Genomic DNA, 17,655 nt, shown 5'->3' on the forward strand with positions numbered 1-17,655 from the left:
GCCCGAACGTGTAAAGGGGGCGATCCGAATCCCCCTCGCGCCCTCAGGAGGCGAAGATGAGCTTTACGCTGGCCATTGTTGGCCGCCCCAATGTCGGGAAATCGACGCTGTTCAACCGCCTTGTCGGCAAGCGCCTCGCGCTGGTCGATGACACGCCGGGCGTCACCCGTGACCTTCGCGAGGGCGACGCGCGTCTGGGCGACCTGAAATTCATCGTGATCGACTCGGCTGGTCTGGAACTGGCCGAGGATGACAGCCTGCAGGGCCGCATGCGCCGCCTGACCGAGCGCGCCGTGGAAGAGGCCGATATCTGCCTGTTCCTCGTCGATGCGCGCGTGGGCGTGACGCCCGCCGACGAGATTTTCGCCGACATCCTGCGCCGCAAAAACGCGCATGTGATCCTTGCCGCGAACAAGGCCGAGGGCCGCGCGGGCGAGGCCGGTGCGCTCGAAGCCTGGAGCCTCGGGCTGGGCGAGCCCCTGCAAATCTCGGCTGAACATGGCGAGGGGCTTGACGACCTTTACAGCGCGCTTCAGCCGTTGGCCGAGGAATTCGCCGAGAAACGTGCCGCTGACCTGCCCGAGGTCGATGTCGAGATCGAGGAAGACAGCGAGGACGAGGGCGTCTATCAGGCGCCGACCCGTGAAAAGCCGCTGCAACTGGCGGTGATTGGCCGCCCGAACGCGGGCAAGTCGACGCTGATCAACAAGATCCTCGGCGAAGACCGCCTGCTGACTGGCCCCGAAGCCGGGATTACCCGCGATGCGATCTCGGTCACCGCTGATTTCAGCGGCACCCCGATGCGGATCTGGGACACCGCCGGCATGCGGAAGAAGGGCAAGGTCAACGACAAGCTCGAGAAGCTCTCGGTCGCGGACGGTCTGCGCGCGGTGCGTTTTGCCGAAGTGGTCGTGGTGCTGCTCGACGTGAATATCCCGTTTGAAACGCAAGACCTGCGGATCGCGGATTTCGCCGAAACCGAGGGCCGCGCCGTGGTGGTGGCCGCGAATAAATGGGACCTCGAAGAGGACAAGCCCGAAAAGCTCAAGGAGCTGCGCGAGGCGTTTGAGCGCCTGCTGCCGCAGCTGCGCGGCGCGCCGCTGGTCACCGTATCGGCCAAGACAGGTAAGGGGCTTGACCGGCTCCATGCCGCGATCCTGAAGGCGCATGAGGTCTGGAACCGCCGGATCTCGACCGCCAAGCTGAACAACTGGCTCGGCGCCATGACCGAGGCCCATCCGCCGCCCGCGCCGGGTGGCCGCCGGATCAAGCTGCGCTATATCACGCAGGCCAAGACCCGCCCGCCGGCCTTCGTCATCAAGGCGACCCATACCGACAAGATTCCGGAAAGTTATGAGCGCTACCTGATCAACGGGCTGCGGAACGACTTCGATATGCCGGGCACACCGATCCGCATCTACCTGCGCGATCAGGGCAAGACAAACCCTTACAAAGACAAGAAAAAGTCAATCCCGTCGCGGCTCAAGAAACACGTGGACGCGAAGAAACAGGCCGCCCACAAGGCTGCAGCCGCCGCGAAGCGCAGCACCCGGAAGTCCGACGGTTAAGCGCTTGGCGCGCGGCGCTTTTGCGTATTTGCGCCAAGAAGAAACAGCAGAAACAAGAAACCCGCGCCCCGGAGATCGAGGCGCGGGTTTCTTCTTGGATCAAATACGCCCCCGCCAGCGGCGGCGGCGCGCGGTCTCAGGCCAGATCGCCGTTCACGAGGCGCGTCTTGCCGCCGAGATAGGGGTGCAGCGCGGCGGGCAGGGTGACCGAACCGTCTTCTTCCTGGCCGTTTTCAAGCACCGCGATCAGGCAGCGCCCGACCGCCAGCCCCGAGCCGTTCAGCGTCGCCACGAACTCGGGCTTGCCACCGGCGGCGGGTTTGAAGCGGGCGTTCATCCGCCGCGCCTGGAACTGGCCGCAGGTCGAGACCGAGGAGATCTCGCGGTAGGTGTTCTGGCCGGGAAGCCAGACTTCGAGGTCATAGGTTTTTTGCGCGCCAAAGCCCATGTCGCCGGTGCAGAGCACGATCTTGCGATAGGGCAGGTTCAGGCCCTGCAGGACGGCCTCGGCGCAGGTGACCATGCGCTCGTGCTCGGCCAGATGCTGGTCGGCGGCGCAGATCGTCACCATCTCGACCTTCTCGAACTGGTGCTGGCGCAGCATACCGGCGGTGTCCTTGCCGGCCGAGCCCGCCTCGGAGCGGAAGCAGTTGGTATGGGCGACCATGCGGATCGGCAGCACGGCTTCTTCCAGCACCGATTGCGCCGCGAAATTGGTCAGCGTCACCTCGGCGGTCGGAATGAGCCACCAGCCGTTCGTGGTCTGATAGCTGTCCTCGGCGAATTTCGGCAGTTGCCCGGTGCCCAGCATCGCCTCGTCGCGCACCAGCACGGGGGTGATGTTTTCGGTCAGGCCGTGGCTGTCGACATGCAGGTCGAGCATGTATTGCGCCAGCGCCCGGTGGACGCGCGCGACCCCGCGCTTGAGCACCACGAACCGCGCGCCCGAAAGCTTGGCCGCGGTCTCGAAATCCATCTCGGAGCCGACGCCGGAAAGCTGGTAATGTTCTTTCGGATCAAAGCCATAGGCCTTGGGTGTGCCCCAGCGCGAGACCTCTTGGTTGTCGTCCTCGTCGGCGCCATCGGGCACTTCGTCGAGGGGCGCGTTCGGGATCGTCAGCAGCAGGTCGCGTTGTTCGGCATCGAGGCGCGAGGCCTCGGCCTGCATCGCCGAGACTTCCGTTTTCTTCTCGGCGACCAGCGCGCGCAGGCGCTCGAATTCGGCCTCGTCGCCCTTGGCCTTGGCGGCGCCGACCAGCTTCGAGGCGGCGTTCTGATCGGCCTGGGCGGTCTCGGCGGCGTGGATCGCGGCGCGGCGCGCCTCGTCGAGCGCGAGAATCTGCGCCGACATCGGTTCGGCCCCCCGGCGCTTGAGCGCCGCGTCGAAGCTGTCGGGATTTTCACGGATCGCGCGAATGTCGTGCATGTCGGAACCTCTTCTTTGCGCCCCGAGGTGTAGCGCATCGTTTGGGGGCGCGAAAGCCTTGAAAGACAGGGGCGGAGAGTGGCACAAATCAAAGCGGAAAGGCTTGCTCGGGAGCGATTTTTTCGGTAAGTCCAATACATTCAAAAACCGGAATATTATAGGCGTCTCGCCGGCCGGAAGGGAAGGACGATCAGATGAAGCTCAAGCTCCTGCCAGTTGCGCTCTGGGCGCTGTGTGTGCCGATGGCGGCCCATGCCGAAACGACCTTCGTGGCGGAAAAGACCGTCGTGACCGACTGGAAGGCCGTTTACGGCTCGGTCGAGGCCAAGGATACGATCCCGGCGCGCGCGCGTCTGGGCGGCACGTTGGTCGAGCTGAGCGTCTCTGAAGGGGATCAGGTGCAGTCGGGGCAGGTGCTCGGGCAGATCGTCGATGAAAAGATCGCCTTCCAGCTTGGCGCGATCGACGCGCAGCTGGAATCGCTGACCGCGCAGCTGACCAACGCGCAGGCCGAGCTGGCGCGGGCCGAGGCGCTTCTGGATCGCGGCGTGACCACCAAGCAGCGGCTTGATGCGCTGCAGACGCAGGTCGATGTGGTGATGGGGCAGATCGAGGCGCAGAAGGCGCAGCGCCGGGTGATCGAGCAGCAATCGGCCGAAGGTCAGGTGCTGGCGCCGATCTCGGGGCGGGTGCTGGCGGTGCCGGTGGCCAAGGGCGCGGTGGTGATGGCGGGCGAAAGCGTCGCCACGGTGGGCGGCGGCGGGTTCTTCCTGACGCTTGCGGTGCCGGAGCGTCACGCCGCCTCGCTGGTCGAGGGCAACAAGATCACCATCGAGACCCGCGACGGCGACCGGGATGGCACGCTGGCCAAGGTCTATCCGCAGATCGAGAACGGCCGCGTCGTCGCCGATGTCGATGTGCCGGATCTGGATGCGGCTTTCGTGAATGCGCGGGTGCTGGTGCGCCTGCCGATGGGCGCGCGTGAGGCCGTGGAAATCCCCGCAGCGATGATCCGCAGCCATTCGGGGCTGGATTTCGTGCTGGTGCAGGACGGCGCCGAGACCTTTGAACGCGCCGTGGTGCCGGGTGAGCGCCGCATGGTCGAGGGCGTCGAGATGATCGAGGTCCTCTCGGGGCTGACGGGCGGCGAAACGGTGGTGGCCCATGAGCACTGATCACGCAACCGATGGGCAGGACCTGCCCGAGGCGAAGCTCGGCATCGCCGGCAAGCTGACGCGCGCCTTCATCCAGTCGGCGCTGACGCCGCTGATGGTGCTGGCGGCGCTGGCGGTGGGGCTTGTCGCGCTTCTGGCTCTGCCGCGCGAGGAAGAGCCGCAGATCTCGGTGCCGATGGTGGATATCCACATTCAGGCGCCCGGTCTGAAGGCCGAAGACGCGATGAAGCTCGTGACCGAGCCGATGGAGACGATCGTCACCTCGATCAACGAGGTCGAGCATGTCTATTCGCAGACCTCGGACGATTATGCGCTGGTGATGGCGCGGTTTGTCGTGGGCACCTCGTCGGATGCCGCGATCCTGCGCGTGCATGAAAAGGTGCGCGCGAATCTCGACCGCATTCCCACCGGCATCCCCGAGCCGATGATTGTCGGGCGGGGCATTGACGATGTGGCGATCGTGTCGCTGACGCTCTCGGGCAAGGGCGGGCATGACGTGCCCGCGAACGAGCTGACGCGGATCGTGCGCGAATTGCAAACCGAGGTCACCAAGATCGAGAATGTCGGGCTGACCTATATCGTGGGCGAGGGCCGCGAGGCGATCCGGATCGAGCCCGATCCCGAGAAGCTCGCGCTTTATGGCATGACGCTGCAGCAGCTGAGCTACAAGGTCCAGCAGGCCAACCGCGCCTTTTCCACCGGCAACCTGCGCGACAAGGGCGAGCAGATCGCGCTGGTCGTGGGCCAGACGCTGACGGCGCCTTCCGAAATCGGGAACCTGCTGTTGACGGCGCTTGATGGTCGCCCGGTCTATGTGGCCGATGTGGCCAAGGTCTCCTACGTGCCCGACACGACCGAGCATCTGGTGGCCAATGTCTATCGCGACGACACCGGCGCGTTGCAGCGTCATCCGGCGGTAACGCTGGCGATTGCCAAGCGCGCGGGCGCCAATGCCGTGGTCGTGGCCGAGGATATCCTGCACCGGGTCGAGGAGCTGAAAGGCAAGCTGATCCCCGAAGATATCGAGGTTCAGATCACCCGCGATTACGGCGAAACCGCGAACGAAAAGGCCAACGAGCTGCTGTTCCACCTTGGCCTCGCGACGGTCTCGATCATTGCGCTGGTGCTGTTTGCCATCGGCTGGCGCGAGTCGATCGTGGTGGCGATCGTGATCCCGGTGACGATCCTGCTGACGCTGTTTGCTGCGCATATCATGGGCTACACGCTGAACCGCGTGTCCTTGTTCGCGCTGATCTTCTCGATCGGGATTCTGGTCGATGACGCGATCGTGGTGATCGAGAATATCGCGCGGCACTGGGGGCTCAAGACGCCGGGCAACCGGGTGCAAAAGGCGATCACCGCCGTGGCCGAGGTGGGCAACCCCACCATCGTCGCGACGCTGACGGTGGTTGCTGCACTTCTGCCGATGCTCTTCGTGTCGGGGCTGATGGGGCCCTACATGTCGCCGATCCCGGCGAATGCCTCGGCGGCGATGATCTTTTCGTTCTTTGTCGCGGTCATCATCACGCCCTGGCTGATGGTCAAGATCGCTGGCAATGCGCCCTTGCATCACGATGACGAGCATGGCCATGGAGGCAAGCTGGGGGCGCTTTATGCGCGCGTGGCCAAGCCCGTTCTGGCGACCAAGAAGGCCTCGTGGATCTTCTTGCTGGCGACGGTGGTGCTGTCTTTCGGCTCGCTCGGGCTTTTGTATACCAAGCATGTGACGGTTAAGCTCCTGCCCTTCGACAACAAGTCGGAGCTGGCGGTGGTGATCGACCTGCCCGAGGGCGCCTCGGTCGAGGCGACGGATGCGGTGGCGCAGCGCGTGGCGGCGGTGGTGACCCAGTTGCCCGAGGTGCTGACCGTGCAGACCCATGCAGGCACCGCCGCGCCCTTCAACTTCAACGGTCTGGTGCGCCACTACTACCTGCGTAACCAGCCGCATATGGGCGATGTGGCGATCAACCTCGCGCCCAAGGGCGAACGCGACCGCAGCTCGCATGAGATCGCGCTCGAGGTCCGCGAGAAGATCGCCGGCATCGAGATGCCCGAGGGCACGGTGCTGAAAACCGTCGAGCCGCCGCCCGGCCCGCCGGTGATCTCGACGCTCCTGGCCGAGGTCTATGGCCCCGATCCGGAGACCCGCCGTGCCGCCGCGACCAAGATCCGTTCGGCCTTTGAATCGGTGCCCTTCATCGTCGATGTCGACGACAGTTTCGGCACGCAAGCGCGGCGCCTGCGCGCGACGATCAATTCGGACGACCTTGAGTTTTTTGAGGTTTCCGAAGGCGATGTGTTCGACACGCTCGGGCTGCTGAACGGCTCGACCACGGTCGGCTATTCGCATCGCGGCGAGGGGCGTGCGCCGCTGCCGATCGTGATGGAGCGCTCGAAAGGCGCCAAGGTCATGGACGAGGCGACGCTGTCGACGCCGATCCCGGCCAGCCTCCTGCCCGGCGCACGTGGCGTGGTCGAGCTGGGCGACGTGGTTTCGATCCGCGAGGAACGCGCGAGCTTCCCGATCTTCCGCCACAACGGGCGCGAAGCCGAGATGGTGCAGGCCGAGCTTGCGGGCGAATTCGAGGCACCGCTTTACGGCATGATCGCGGTGGGCGACGCGCTCGAGGGCATCGACTGGGCCGAGGGTGAAAAGCCCGTGGTCAGCCTGCACGGCCAGCCCGCCGACGAGGGCCACGTGACGCTGTTGTGGGATGGCGAATGGGAAGTGACCTGGGTCACCTTCCGCGACATGGGGGCGGCCTTTGGCGTGGCGCTCCTGGGGATCTATATCCTCGTGGTCGCGCAATTCGGCTCGTTCCGCCTGCCGCTGGTGATCCTGACGCCGATCCCGCTGACCTTCCTTGGGATCATGGCGGGGCACCTGATCTTTGGCGCGCCGTTCTCGGCGACCTCGATGATCGGCTTCATCGCGCTGGCGGGGATCATCGTGCGCAACTCGATCCTGCTGGTCGATTTCATCCGCCACGCCGATCGCACAGGCAAGTCCGAGATCGACATCCTGATCGAGGCCGGCGCGATCCGCTTCAAGCCGATCCTGCTGACGGCGGTGGCGGCGATGATCGGGGCGGTGGTGATCTTGGCAGACCCGATCTTCCAAGGGCTTGCGATCTCGCTGCTGTTCGGTTTGCTCAGCTCGACGCTGCTGACGGTGCTGGTGATCCCGGCGATCTACCGGATCTTCAAGACCTGATCGGAGCAGCCCTTCGCGACATGAAAAACGCGCCCTCTCGGGGGCGCGTTTTGCTTTGGTGTATCTGCGTTGGGGTAGGGGGCTCGGGCCCGCCGGTTCGCCTAGCGTGGCTGGTAGCCGTGGATCAGGCGGCGCAGCCCCAGAAGCCCGCCGACCATGATCGCGATCAGGGTAACGGGTGCCGAGAAGGCCAGCACCGACATTGCCGACACGCCCTGACCGACCGAGCAGCCCAGAGCGACCGTGCCGCCGATCCCCATCAGCGCGCCGCCCCAGACCTGCCGGCCCAGCTCGCGCGGGTCGTCGCAGGCTTCCCACTGGAACAGCCCGCGAATGGCCGAGCCGATGAAGGCGCCGCCCAGAACCCCCGCGACCAGCCCCACCGAGAAGGTGATGCCGCCCGCCGTCGAGGTCATGAAATAGAGGATCGTGCGCCCGAGCGGTGCGGTGAACGAGGGCGCCTCGACGACGACCTCGCCAAAGCTCTCGGCCGAGAGGTAGCTGGTGGCGACAAGGCACCAGACCACCGCCAGCCCGGCGGCGGCCCCCCAAAGCAGGCGGCGCTTGTCCTGGCGCAGCGGGCCATAGGCGAGCGCCCAGATCAGGAAGGCCGCGGCGATCGGCAGCGCAAAGGTCAGCGGCGGCAGCTCGGTGCGGGTCGACAGCCAATGCGCGATGCCTTGCGGGGTGGTCGCTTCAACCTGTGGGAACAGCATGATCCGCAGCGGCGCGAGTGGCCCCGAGAGCGTGACGAAGGCGAAGATCCCCATCACCACCACCACGACCATCGATCGCAGGTCGCCGCCGCCGAAGCGGGCCAGCGCGCCAAAGCCGCAATTTCCGGCCAGCGCCATGCCATAACCGAACATCAGCCCGCCGAAGATCGAGGCCAGCGGGTTCCATTCGATCATGTGATAAAAGGTGGCGTTGAGATCGGCGAGGCCGGCGGCTTCGGCGAGAAAGGCGCCGCTGATCGCGATCGCCAGCACCACGCCCCAAAGCCGCAGCCGACGCTGGTCGCGGCCGTAGGCGGCGCTTTCCAGCGCGCCCAGCGTGCAGAAATCGCCCAGTCGCGCCGCAAGGCCCAGAACAAGCCCGCCGATCAGCCCGACAAGGGCCGCAAGCACGTCACTCGACAGCGTCTCCATTCCCGTTCTCCCTCAGCCGGTCCGCGCCCGCGCGCCGACTTTCTCCACGGATGCGCGCGCCATAGCTTAGTGCTGTGCGCAAAACATGTCATAAACAAGCGCGACGACGCGCTGGGCGCGTGGGTCGCTGAGCGAATAGTAGATCGCTTTGCCTTCGCGTCGACAAGACACCAGCCCTTCGAGGCGCAGCCGCGCGAGTTGCTGGCTGACCGCCGCCTGGCGCGATTCCAGCAGGTTTTCCAGTTCGGTCACGGATTTTTCGCCCGACGACAGATGACACATGATCATCAGTCGGCCTTCATGGGCCAGTGCCTTGAGCAGGTTGGACGCGTCGCGGGCCCGGCCCAGCAATTCGTCAGCATCAATCACCGAGCATTGCTCGGTTGCGCTATCGACCTGATCGCGCAGGGGCGTATCTCCACCGTCAGGTGCCATCGGACCCGCATTCGCAGTTATATGCGGCGAAGTGTCAGCTTCGCCTTGGGTTAACTGTGCCATAGCACGAACGATTCGCGACCGTAAAGGGCGACGAAAGTGCTCTGTTATTGCGGCTGGGGCAGGTCGGCGCCAGCGGAACGCAGCGCCATTCCCAAGAGTCCCCAGAAGAAATCTTCGCCCGGATAGCCCTCTATGCGGCCGACCTCGCGGGTTCCTTCCAGCAGGATGAAGGTCGGCGTGAACACCGGGCGTGGGCCGATCTCAAGACCGGAATCCCAGTCCGAGCGCAGTTGAACATGCTCAAGCGGCGCCAATTTCCCTTCGGGCGTCTTGGGATAGATCGGCCCGAGGTCGGCATTCCACATCCGGCAATAGGCGCATCCGTCCTGCTCGACCATCAGCAGCCGGAACGGGGCCTCGGCCTGTTCTGCGGGCGTTTCGGGGGCGGCTGCGCCCTGATCGAGCGCGCGTGCGGACAGGGGGCTGAGCGTCAGACCCAGCGACAAGACCACCGCCAATTTTGTCGCGATATCAATTCGCATGATTGACGCACCCCCCTTTACATATAAAGATCGTAATATGTTTTTGGGTGTGGCGCAACGCGCGCTGCAAGGGAGCCCAACGGGAGGATAGATGTTCGTTGACCCGACCTACGGGGGCGCGCTTCTGGCGGGTCTCCTGTCTTTTCTGACGCCCTGCATCCTGCCGATGGTGCCGTTCTACCTGTCTTACATGGCGGGGATCTCGATGGCCGAATTGCGCGGCGGCGGCCAGATCGCCCCGGGTGCGCAGCGGCGCCTGTTCGTGTCTGCCGTGGCCTTTGCGATGGGTGTGACCACGATCTTCATGCTGATGGGGATGGGGGCGACCGCGCTGGGGCAGGCGTTCCGCGCCTGGATGGAGCCGCTGAGCTATGTGGCGGCGGCGGTGCTTGCGCTCTTCGGGCTGCATTTCCTGGGCATCCTGCGTATTCCCTTCCTCTATCGCGAAGCCCGGCTTGAGTCGAAATCCGACCCTAGTACGGTGTTTGGCGCCTATGTGATGGGGCTTGCTTTCGGCTTCGGCTGGACGCCCTGCGTGGGGCCGGCGCTGGCGGCGATCCTGATGGTGGCCGCGGGGAGTGGTGATATCAGCCGCGGCGCGATGCTCCTGTTTTTTTACGGCGTCGGCATGACCGCGCCCTTCATCGTGGCGGCGCTGTTCGCGCGGCCGTTCCTGGGCTGGATGAACCGCCACCGCGCCAAGCTCGCCTATGTCGAGAAGGCGATGGGGGTGATGCTGATCGTCTTCGCGATCCTGATCGCGACCGGCTGGCTGAGCTATCTGGCCGATTTCCTGATCCGGGTAATGCCCTCGTCCGGGACGTTGGGCTGATTTCAAGGGAGAGTATGATGCGGAAATTCCTGATTGCGACGATCGCGGCCCTGTCGATGGCCCTGCCGGGCCTTGCCGCTGAGCTGGGCGAGGACGGGCTGCACAAGGAAAGCTGGATGCGCGAGACCTTTCGCGACATGGCCGAAGACCTTGCCTCGGCCAATGAGGAGGGTAAGCGCCTGATGGTGATCTGGGAGCAGCGCGGCTGCATCTATTGCAAGAAGATGCACGAAGAGGTGTTTCCCGATCCTGAAATCCGCGCCCTGATCGAAGAGCATTACTTCGTCGTGCAGATGAACCTGTTCGGCGATATCGAGGTGACTGACTTCGACGGTGAGACCCTGCCCGAGAAGGATATGGCGATGAAATGGGGGGTGATGTTCACCCCCACGATGATGTTCTTCCCCGAGGAGGTGCCTGAGGGATCGGCCGCCAATCGCGTGGCCGTCGCCCAGATGCCGGGGGCATTTGGTAAGGGAACGACCAAGGCATTGTTCACCTGGGTGCGCGACCATGGCTACGAGAGCGGCGAGAACTTCCAGAAATTCGTCGCGCGGCAGGTCAATCCGCAATAATCCGCCGAGGACTTTCTGCGCGGCAGCGTAAAATCTCCAGCTGTCGTTTTTAAATACCCAATTTTTTCGAATGCCTTACGTGGCGAACCTCAAGTGCCTTGGCTGCGCTTGACGATACGTCACGCCGCGCTGCGGAATAAGTATGCGAATATTTGAATTTATTAGTTGCGCTGTTCTGTCGCACTCGTCTAAAACGGATTCGGGAGAAGAAGAGGGAGGTCTTCGATGAAACGCCAAGCCATTTTGGCCACCGCTTTTGCATTTGCCGCGACCGCGGCTTTTGCCGAAATCGCACCGACTGCCGTGACCTTTGCCGAGGACGGCTCGATCGCCGAGTCGCTCACCGGCGTGCCGGGCAATGCGGAAGAGGGCGCGAAAGTCGCCTCGACGCGCCCGCTGGGCAACTGCGTGGCCTGCCATGTGGTCTCGGCGCTGACCGCCGATTTCCAGGGCGATATCGGCCCGGAACTGAACGGCGCCGCCGACCGCTGGACCGAAGCCCAGCTGCGCGGCATCGTGGTCGATGCGAAACACACGTTCGAGGGCACGATGATGCCGGGCATGTACAAGACCGGCCCGTTCATCCGCCCGGGTGACGCCTACACCGGCAAGGCCGCTCCGGCCGAACTGCCGCCGATCCTGACCGCACAGCAGGTCGAAGATGTGGTCGCTTTCCTGCTCACTCTGAAAGAGTGACGGACGCGCGATCGAACTAACCCCGAGAGGAGTAGAGAGATGAACCTTTCCAGACGTGACGCGCTGGTGCTGGCAATGGGCGGCGTCGCTGCCTCGTTCCTGCCCCAGGCTGCCCTGGCGGATGCCGCCGCCGATGCGATCGCCGCCTTCACCGGTGGTGCCGCCACCGCGACCGACGGCATCAAGCTTGATGCCCCGGAAATCGCCGAGAACGGCAACGGCGTTCCGGTTGGTGTGGACGCGCCCGGCGCGGTTTCGATCGCGATCTTCGCGACCGGCAACCCGACCCCCGGCGTCGCCACCTTCAACTTCGGCCCCGCTGCGGGCTCGCAATTCGCCTCGACCCGTATTCGCCTGTCGAAGACCCAGGATGTGGTCGCGATCGCGAAAATGGCCGACGGCTCGTTCAAGCAGGCGCAGGCGACCGTGAAGGTCACCATCGGCGGCTGCGGCGGCTAATTCTGGATTTCGAGGAGAAACACCATGGCTAACGACGTCAAACCGCGCGTGAAAGTGCCGAAGAAAGCTTCGGCTGGCGAAGTCGTCACGATCAAGTGCCTGATCACGCACCCGATGGAATCGGGTCAGCGCAAAGACAAGGACGGCAACCTGATCCCGCGTTCGATCATCAACCGTCTGACCTGCGACCTCGGCGACCAGAACGTGATCGACATCACGCTGGAGCCGGCCGTCTCGACCAACCCCTACTTCGAATTCACCGCCAAGGTCGACGCCTCGGGTGAGTTCAAGTTCACCTGGTACGATGACGACGGCTCGGTCTACGAGGACGTGAAGGCGATCGAGGTCGCCTAAGGCCTCGACCGGCGCGTGAGGGAGCGCGCCCAAGATAAGGAAAGCCCGCGCCTCGGGGAGTAGGGGCGCGGGGAGACCAACCAGGGAGGAATCAGGAATGATGCAGCGCATGAGCCGCACCACCTTCGCCGCCGCCGCAGCTCTGATGCTCGGCTTCGGCCCCGCCGTTGCCGGACCGGCCGAAGATGAGCTGGTCGTCAACGACGAAATCACCATCACCACCGTGGCGCCCGCCGCCGCCCATCTCGAAGGGCATCTCGATACGGTCTATTCGGGCTGGCTGTTCCGCACCGAAGACAGCCGCGCGATGCAGAAGGATGACTTCGAGAACCCGATGTTCATCTATGTCGAGCGTGGGCTTGAAGCCTGGGACATGGCGGATGGCTCGGAAGGCAAGTCCTGCGCGGATTGCCACGGCTCGATCGAGGAAGGCATGAAGGGCGTGCGCGCCAAGATGCCGAAGGTCAATGCCGGTGGCGCGCTGTGGTCGATGGAAGACTACATCAACTCGTGCCGCACCGAGCGCATGGGTGCCGAGGCCTGGAAATGGAACTCGGGCGAGATGAAAGACATGACCTCGGCGATTTCGCTGCAATCGCGCGGCATGCCGGTTGACGTTGCCATCGACGGCCCGGCCGCCGAATTCTGGCAGCGCGGCAAGGACATGTACTACACCCGCTACGGCCAGCTCGAACTGTCCTGCGCGAACTGCCATGAAGACAACTATGGCAACAACATCCGCGCCGACCACCTCAGCCAGGGCCAGACCAACGGCTTCCCGCTCTATCGTCTGAAAGACGGCGCGGCGGTGTCGATCCACCAGCGTTTCGTCGGCTGTGTGCGTGACTCGCGCGCCGAGACCTTCGCCGCTGGCAGCCAGGAGTTCCGCGAGCTGGAGCTCTACGTCGCTTCGCGCGGCCTGGGCCTGCAGATCGAAGGCGTCGCGGTTCGTCCGTAATATCTCCGGGGGCGGGACCGGCGCAGGCTGGACCCGCCCCTGCTGCATTCAGACATATTCAATAATCGCTATCTGTCGGCATTCGTTAGGCAATTTACCGGTTGAAGACGCGCCCCGGGCGGGGCGGAACAAGGAGAAGTGAGCATGATTTCCCGTCGGGAATTTATTCAGGCGAGCCTTGCCGCCTCGACGATCCTGGGCGCCTCGGGCCTCAGCCGCTGGTCGCGCGCGATGGCGCAGCAGTCGCTGACGCAAGACCAGCTCTTGGAGTTCGACACCTTCGGCAATGTCACGCTGATCCATATCACCGACATTCACGCCCAGGCGAAGCCGATCTATTTCCGCGAGCCGGAAATCAACCTCGGTGTGGGTGACGCGCTTGGCCAGCCTCCGCATGTGGTCGGCAAAGACTTCCTGAAGATGTTCAACATCGAACCGAACACGCCCGAAGCCTATGCGCTGACCTATGACAACTTCTCGGATCTCGCGAAGGCCTATGGCAAGATGGGCGGCATGGACCGGGTGGCGACGGTGGTCAAGTCGATCAAGGCCGACCGCCCCGACGCGCTGGTGCTGGACGGTGGCGACACCTGGCATGGCTCGATGACCTCGCTGCTGACCAAGGGTCAGGACATGGTCAACATCATGAACCAGCTCGGCACCGATGCGATGACCTCGCACTGGGAATGGACCTTTGGCCAGGACCGCGTGAAGGAAATCGTCGAAGGGCTGCCCTTCCCGTTCCTCGGCGCGAATATCTTCGACGTCGAATGGGACGAGCCGGCTTTCGAGCCCTACAAGATCTTTGAGCGCGGCGGCGTCCGCGTCGCGGTGATCGGCCAGGCCTTCCCCTACATGCCGATCGCGAACCCGAAATGGATGTTCCCCGATTTCTCCTTCGGCATCCGCGAAGAGCGCATGCAAGAGGTCGTCGACGAGGTCCGCGCCGAGGGCGTCGATCTGGTCGTCTGCCTCTCGCACAACGGCTTCGACGTCGACAAGAAGATGGTCAGCCGGGTGAAGGGCATCGACGTGATCCTCACCGGTCACACCCATGATGCCTGCCCCGAACCGATCCTCGTGGGCGACACCATCCTGATCGCCTCGGGCTCGAACGGCAAATTCGTCAGCCGCGTCGATCTCGACGTGCGCGACGGCCAGATGATGGGCTTCCGCCACAAGCTGATCCCGATCTTCTCGGACGTGATCACGCCGGACGCCGACATGGCCGCCCTGATCGACAACGAGCGCGCGCCCTACAAGGAGCAGCTCGAGGAAGTCGTCGGCCAGACCGAGGACCTGCTCTATCGTCGTGGCAACTTCAACGGCACCTGGGATGACCTGATCTGCGAGGCGATCCTGTCGGAGCGCGACGCCGAGATCGCGATGAGCCCGGGCGTGCGCTGGGGCACGACGCTGCTTCCGGGCGACAACATCACCCGCGAGGACATCCACAACGCGACCTCGATGACCTATGGCGCCTGCTACCGCACCGAGATGACCGGCGAGACGATCCACACCATCCTCGAGGACGTGGCCGACAACATCTTCAACACCGACCCCTATTACCAGCAGGGCGGCGACATGGTGCGCATCGGCGGCATGGGCTACCACATCGACGTTTCGAAGCCGATCGGCGAGCGGATCTCGAACATGACGCTGCTGAAAGACGGCTCGGAAATCGACCCGGCCCGCAGCTATGTCGTGGCCGGCTGGGCCTCGGTCAACGAAGGCACCGAAGGGCCGCAGATCTGGGACGTGATCGAGAACCACGTCAAGAAGATTGGCACCGTGAAGCTTCAACCCAACACCTCGGTCGTCGTCACCGGCGTCTGAGCGCCTGCGACCGGAACAGATTGAACCTTGAAGGAGAGAAACATGGACGAGAAGGAACGCGCGATCACGCCCGCCACCGACTCGGGCCTGGCGCTGAGCCGCCGCGGCTTCCTGCGTGCAGGCGCAGCCGCAGGCGCGATGGCTGCCGGCACCGGAGCCGCGCTGGCCGAGGGCACGCCCGACCCGCTGATCACCGAAGTTCAGCCCTGGGCGCAGGGCTGGGGCGACGGGGTGGATGCCACCCCCTACGGCCTGCCGATCCGCTTTGAAGGCGACGTCGTGCGCCGCAACGTGGGCTGGCTGACGGCGGATGTGATTTCGTCGATCAACTTCACGCCGATCCACGCCCTCGACGGCACGATCACCCCGGCGGGTTGCGCGTTTGAACGCCACCACTCGGGCGCGATTGAGCTGGCCAAGGAAGATTATCGCCTGATGATCCACGGCCTCGTCGACAAGCCCCTGGTCTTCACCTACGCAGACCTCGAGCGTTTCCCGCGTGTGAACCGCACCTATTTCCTCGAATGCGCGGCCAACACCGGCATGGAATGGGCGGGCGCGCAGCTGAACGGCGCGCAGTTCACCCATGGCATGATCCACAACATGGAATATTCGGGCGTCACGCTGCGCACGCTTCTGGAAGAGGCGGGCGTGAAGCCGGAAGGCAAGTGGATCTATGTCGAGGGCGCCGATGCCTCCTCGAACGGCCGCTCGATCCCGCTGGAAAAGGCGCTCGATGACTGCCTCGTGGCCTTCAAGGCCAATGGCGAGGCGCTGCGCAAGGAGCATGGCTACCCGGTCCGTCTGTGCGTTCCCGGCTGGGAAGGCAACATGTGGGTGAAGTGGCTGCGTCGCATCGAAGTGACCGAAAACGCGGTGGAAAGCCGCGAGGAAACCTCGAAATACACCGACACGCTGGAAGACGGCACCTCGCGCAAATGGACCTGGGTCATGGACGCGAAATCGGTCGTCACCTCGCCCAGCCCGCAAGCGCCGATCAAGCACGGCAAGGGTCCGCTGGTCATCACCGGGCTTGCCTGGTCGGGCCGTGGCGCGATCACCGCGGTCGACGTCTCGATCGACGGCGGCAAGACCTGGACCGAGGCCCGTCTGGCCGCGCCGGGGCAGGACAAGGCGCTGACCCGCTTCTATCTCGACATCGAGTGGGACGGTTCGGAGATGTTCCTGCAATCGCGTGCGACCGACGAAACCGGTTACGTCCAGCCGACCAAGAACCAGCTGCGCGAAATCCGCGGCGAGAACTCGGTCTATCACAACAACTGCATCCAGACCTGGTGGGTCAAGGCGAACGGGGAGGCAGAGAATGTCGAAGTTTCGTAATCTGGTGATCGGGGCGGCGCTGGTCGCACCGCTGGCCACCCCGGTTCTGGCCGAAGGCTACGGCCTTGGCCGTGAAGCCCTGCCCGAAGAGATCGCGGCCTGGAACCTCGATGTCTCGCCCGATGGCACCGGCCTGCCGGTGGGCTCGGGCTCGGTCGAGGATGGCGAATACCTGTTCTCGGATAATTGCGCGGTCTGCCACGGCGAATTCGCCGAGGGTGTCGACAACTGGCCGAAACTGGCTGGCGGCGACGGCACCCTGGCGCGCAAGGACCCGGTGAAGACCGTGGGCTCCTACTGGCCCTATCTCTCGACGCTGTGGGATTATGCGCACCGCTCGATGCCCTTCGGCAATGCGCAGTCGCTTTCGGTCGACGAGACCTATGCGATCGTGGCCTACATCCTCTACTCGAACAACCTGGTCGAGGATGATTTCGTGCTCTCGAACGAGAACTTCCTCGAAGTCGAGATGCCGAATGCCGATGGCTTCATCGTCGATGACCGTGAAACCACCGAATACCCGATCTTCACCAACCGCTGCATGGAGAACTGCAAGGAGAGCGTGGAAATCACCATGCGCGCCGCGGTTCTCGATGTGACGCCGGAAGAAGAAGGCGGCGAAGCGGCGGCGGCCGAGGAAGCCCCGGCAGCGGAAGCAGCAACCGAAGTGGCGGCTGAACCGGCTGCGCTTTCGGCCGATCCGGCGCTGGTCGAAGCGGGCGAGGGCGTGTTCAAAAAGTGCAAGGCTTGCCACCAGGTGGGCGAGGGCGCTCAGAACAAGGTCGGCCCGGTGCTGAACGGCCTCGTGGGTCGCGCGGCGGGTTCGGTCGAGGGCTTCAAATACTCGAAGCCGATGTCCGAAAAAGGCGCCGAAGGTCTGGTCTGGGACGAGACCACCATTGCTGAATATCTGAAAGATCCGAAGGGCTACATTCCGAAGAACAAGATGTCCTTCGCTGGCCTGAAGAAGGACGAGGATATCGCTGCGGTGATCGCCTACATCGAGGCCCAGAGCAAATAATAACCCCGCCGGGCGGGCAACCGCCCGGCTCTTCCCCAGCCTGTGGGGGCCTTCCGCTCACAGGTTCAACGC

Annotated in this window: 16 protein-coding genes; 12 read left to right on the plus strand and 4 right to left on the minus strand. The window is 64.2% G+C overall.

Features of this window, described 5'->3' with window-relative positions:
* The first annotated feature begins 56 nt into the window (after nt 1-56).
* Nucleotides 57-1,568, plus strand: a complete 1,512-nt coding sequence (gene der / locus CLN94_RS05660) for a ribosome biogenesis GTPase Der (protein WP_096432018.1) — start codon at nt 57-59, stop codon at nt 1,566-1,568.
* A gap of 136 nt (nt 1,569-1,704) precedes the next feature.
* On the opposite strand, the gene serS is transcribed toward der, so the two are convergent.
* Complete coding sequence (serS, locus tag CLN94_RS05665) at nt 1,705-2,994, minus strand: serine--tRNA ligase (protein WP_096432020.1); 1,290 nt, start codon at nt 2,992-2,994, stop codon at nt 1,705-1,707.
* A gap of 194 nt (nt 2,995-3,188) precedes the next feature.
* Here serS and CLN94_RS05670 point away from each other — a divergent pair, with 194 nt between their 5' ends.
* Complete coding sequence (locus CLN94_RS05670; protein WP_096432022.1) at nt 3,189-4,169, plus strand: efflux RND transporter periplasmic adaptor subunit; 981 nt, start codon at nt 3,189-3,191, stop codon at nt 4,167-4,169.
* Nucleotides 4,159-7,383 carry an efflux RND transporter permease subunit gene (locus tag CLN94_RS05675; RefSeq protein ID WP_096432025.1) on the plus strand — a complete coding sequence of 1,075 codons (3,225 nt, stop codon included), beginning with the start codon at nt 4,159-4,161 and terminating at the stop codon, nt 7,381-7,383. Before CLN94_RS05670 ends, CLN94_RS05675 begins: the two co-directional genes overlap by 11 nt.
* A 101-nt stretch (nt 7,384-7,484) precedes the next feature.
* Here the strand turns inward: CLN94_RS05675 and CLN94_RS05680 are convergent, their stop codons facing one another.
* The 3 genes from CLN94_RS05680 to CLN94_RS05690 all read right to left on the minus strand — a co-directional run bounded on the left by CLN94_RS05680 (nt 7,485) and on the right by CLN94_RS05690 (nt 9,511).
* Nucleotides 7,485-8,531 carry a YeeE/YedE family protein gene (locus CLN94_RS05680; RefSeq protein ID WP_179300245.1) on the minus strand — a complete coding sequence of 349 codons (1,047 nt, stop codon included), beginning with the start codon at nt 8,529-8,531 and terminating at the stop codon, nt 7,485-7,487.
* Nucleotides 8,532-8,597: 66 nt separating this feature from the next.
* Nucleotides 8,598-8,966 carry an ArsR/SmtB family transcription factor gene (locus tag CLN94_RS05685; protein WP_096432027.1) on the minus strand — a complete coding sequence of 123 codons (369 nt, stop codon included), beginning with the start codon at nt 8,964-8,966 and terminating at the stop codon, nt 8,598-8,600.
* A 107-nt stretch (nt 8,967-9,073) separates the two neighbouring features.
* Nucleotides 9,074-9,511, minus strand: coding sequence for a thioredoxin family protein (locus CLN94_RS05690; RefSeq protein WP_245845112.1), 438 nt, complete (start codon nt 9,509-9,511; stop codon nt 9,074-9,076).
* Nucleotides 9,512-9,602: 91 nt separating this feature from the next.
* On the opposite strand from CLN94_RS05690, the gene CLN94_RS05695 reads away from it, so the two are divergent.
* The 9 genes from CLN94_RS05695 (at nt 9,603) to CLN94_RS05735 (ending at nt 17,583) form a co-directional block, all read left to right on the plus strand.
* Entirely contained in the window at nt 9,603-10,343 is a 741-nt protein-coding gene (locus CLN94_RS05695) for a cytochrome c biogenesis CcdA family protein (protein WP_096432029.1), read from the plus strand.
* A gap of 17 nt (nt 10,344-10,360) precedes the next feature.
* Nucleotides 10,361-10,918 (plus strand): thioredoxin family protein, encoded by a 558-nt coding sequence (locus CLN94_RS05700; RefSeq protein WP_096432241.1) that lies wholly within the window; start codon nt 10,361-10,363, stop codon nt 10,916-10,918.
* Between the two features lie 225 nt (nt 10,919-11,143).
* Complete coding sequence (soxX, locus tag CLN94_RS05705) at nt 11,144-11,614, plus strand: sulfur oxidation c-type cytochrome SoxX (protein WP_096432031.1); 471 nt, start codon at nt 11,144-11,146, stop codon at nt 11,612-11,614.
* Nucleotides 11,615-11,653: 39 nt separating this feature from the next.
* The gene (gene soxY / locus CLN94_RS05710; protein WP_096432033.1) at nt 11,654-12,073 is read left to right on the plus strand and encodes a thiosulfate oxidation carrier protein SoxY; all 420 of its coding nucleotides are present in this window, start codon (nt 11,654-11,656) and stop codon (nt 12,071-12,073) included.
* A 24-nt stretch (nt 12,074-12,097) separates the two neighbouring features.
* Nucleotides 12,098-12,427: a thiosulfate oxidation carrier complex protein SoxZ gene (gene soxZ, locus CLN94_RS05715; protein WP_096432035.1), complete on the plus strand. Its 330-nt coding sequence runs from the start codon at nt 12,098-12,100 to the stop codon at nt 12,425-12,427.
* Between the two features lie 100 nt (nt 12,428-12,527).
* Nucleotides 12,528-13,385, plus strand: a complete 858-nt coding sequence (soxA, locus tag CLN94_RS05720) for a sulfur oxidation c-type cytochrome SoxA (protein ID WP_096432243.1) — start codon at nt 12,528-12,530, stop codon at nt 13,383-13,385.
* Between the two features lie 144 nt (nt 13,386-13,529).
* Complete coding sequence (soxB, locus tag CLN94_RS05725) at nt 13,530-15,221, plus strand: thiosulfohydrolase SoxB (RefSeq protein ID WP_096432037.1); 1,692 nt, start codon at nt 13,530-13,532, stop codon at nt 15,219-15,221.
* A 42-nt stretch (nt 15,222-15,263) separates the two neighbouring features.
* Complete coding sequence (soxC, locus tag CLN94_RS05730; RefSeq protein WP_096432039.1) at nt 15,264-16,562, plus strand: sulfite dehydrogenase; 1,299 nt, start codon at nt 15,264-15,266, stop codon at nt 16,560-16,562.
* Nucleotides 16,546-17,583 carry a c-type cytochrome gene (locus CLN94_RS05735; protein WP_096432041.1) on the plus strand — a complete coding sequence of 346 codons (1,038 nt, stop codon included), beginning with the start codon at nt 16,546-16,548 and terminating at the stop codon, nt 17,581-17,583. Before soxC ends, CLN94_RS05735 begins: the two co-directional genes overlap by 17 nt.
* Nucleotides 17,584-17,655: the final 72 nt, after the last annotated feature.

The sequence above is a fragment of the Pseudothioclava arenosa genome (assembly GCF_002358085.1).
GTDB lineage: Bacteria > Pseudomonadota > Alphaproteobacteria > Rhodobacterales > Rhodobacteraceae > Pseudothioclava > Pseudothioclava arenosa.

What these genes read in the sequence shown, in the direction of transcription:
- der (WP_096432018.1), top strand. Translation starts at nt 57, where the DNA reads ATGAGCTTTACGCTGGCCATTGTTGGCCGCCCCAATGTCGGGAAATCG.
- serS (WP_096432020.1), bottom strand. Translation starts at nt 2,994, where the DNA reads ATGCACGACATTCGCGCGATCCGTGAAAATCCCGACAGCTTCGACGCG.
- CLN94_RS05670 (WP_096432022.1), top strand. Translation starts at nt 3,189, where the DNA reads ATGAAGCTCAAGCTCCTGCCAGTTGCGCTCTGGGCGCTGTGTGTGCCG.
- CLN94_RS05675 (WP_096432025.1), top strand. Translation starts at nt 4,159, where the DNA reads ATGAGCACTGATCACGCAACCGATGGGCAGGACCTGCCCGAGGCGAAG.
- CLN94_RS05680 (WP_179300245.1), bottom strand. Translation starts at nt 8,531, where the DNA reads ATGGAGACGCTGTCGAGTGACGTGCTTGCGGCCCTTGTCGGGCTGATC.
- CLN94_RS05685 (WP_096432027.1), bottom strand. Translation starts at nt 8,966, where the DNA reads ATGGCACCTGACGGTGGAGATACGCCCCTGCGCGATCAGGTCGATAGC.
- CLN94_RS05690 (WP_245845112.1), bottom strand. Translation starts at nt 9,511, where the DNA reads ATGCGAATTGATATCGCGACAAAATTGGCGGTGGTCTTGTCGCTGGGT.
- CLN94_RS05695 (WP_096432029.1), top strand. Translation starts at nt 9,603, where the DNA reads ATGTTCGTTGACCCGACCTACGGGGGCGCGCTTCTGGCGGGTCTCCTG.
- CLN94_RS05700 (WP_096432241.1), top strand. Translation starts at nt 10,361, where the DNA reads ATGCGGAAATTCCTGATTGCGACGATCGCGGCCCTGTCGATGGCCCTG.
- soxX (WP_096432031.1), top strand. Translation starts at nt 11,144, where the DNA reads ATGAAACGCCAAGCCATTTTGGCCACCGCTTTTGCATTTGCCGCGACC.
- soxY (WP_096432033.1), top strand. Translation starts at nt 11,654, where the DNA reads ATGAACCTTTCCAGACGTGACGCGCTGGTGCTGGCAATGGGCGGCGTC.
- soxZ (WP_096432035.1), top strand. Translation starts at nt 12,098, where the DNA reads ATGGCTAACGACGTCAAACCGCGCGTGAAAGTGCCGAAGAAAGCTTCG.
- soxA (WP_096432243.1), top strand. Translation starts at nt 12,528, where the DNA reads ATGCAGCGCATGAGCCGCACCACCTTCGCCGCCGCCGCAGCTCTGATG.
- soxB (WP_096432037.1), top strand. Translation starts at nt 13,530, where the DNA reads ATGATTTCCCGTCGGGAATTTATTCAGGCGAGCCTTGCCGCCTCGACG.
- soxC (WP_096432039.1), top strand. Translation starts at nt 15,264, where the DNA reads ATGGACGAGAAGGAACGCGCGATCACGCCCGCCACCGACTCGGGCCTG.
- CLN94_RS05735 (WP_096432041.1), top strand. Translation starts at nt 16,546, where the DNA reads ATGTCGAAGTTTCGTAATCTGGTGATCGGGGCGGCGCTGGTCGCACCG.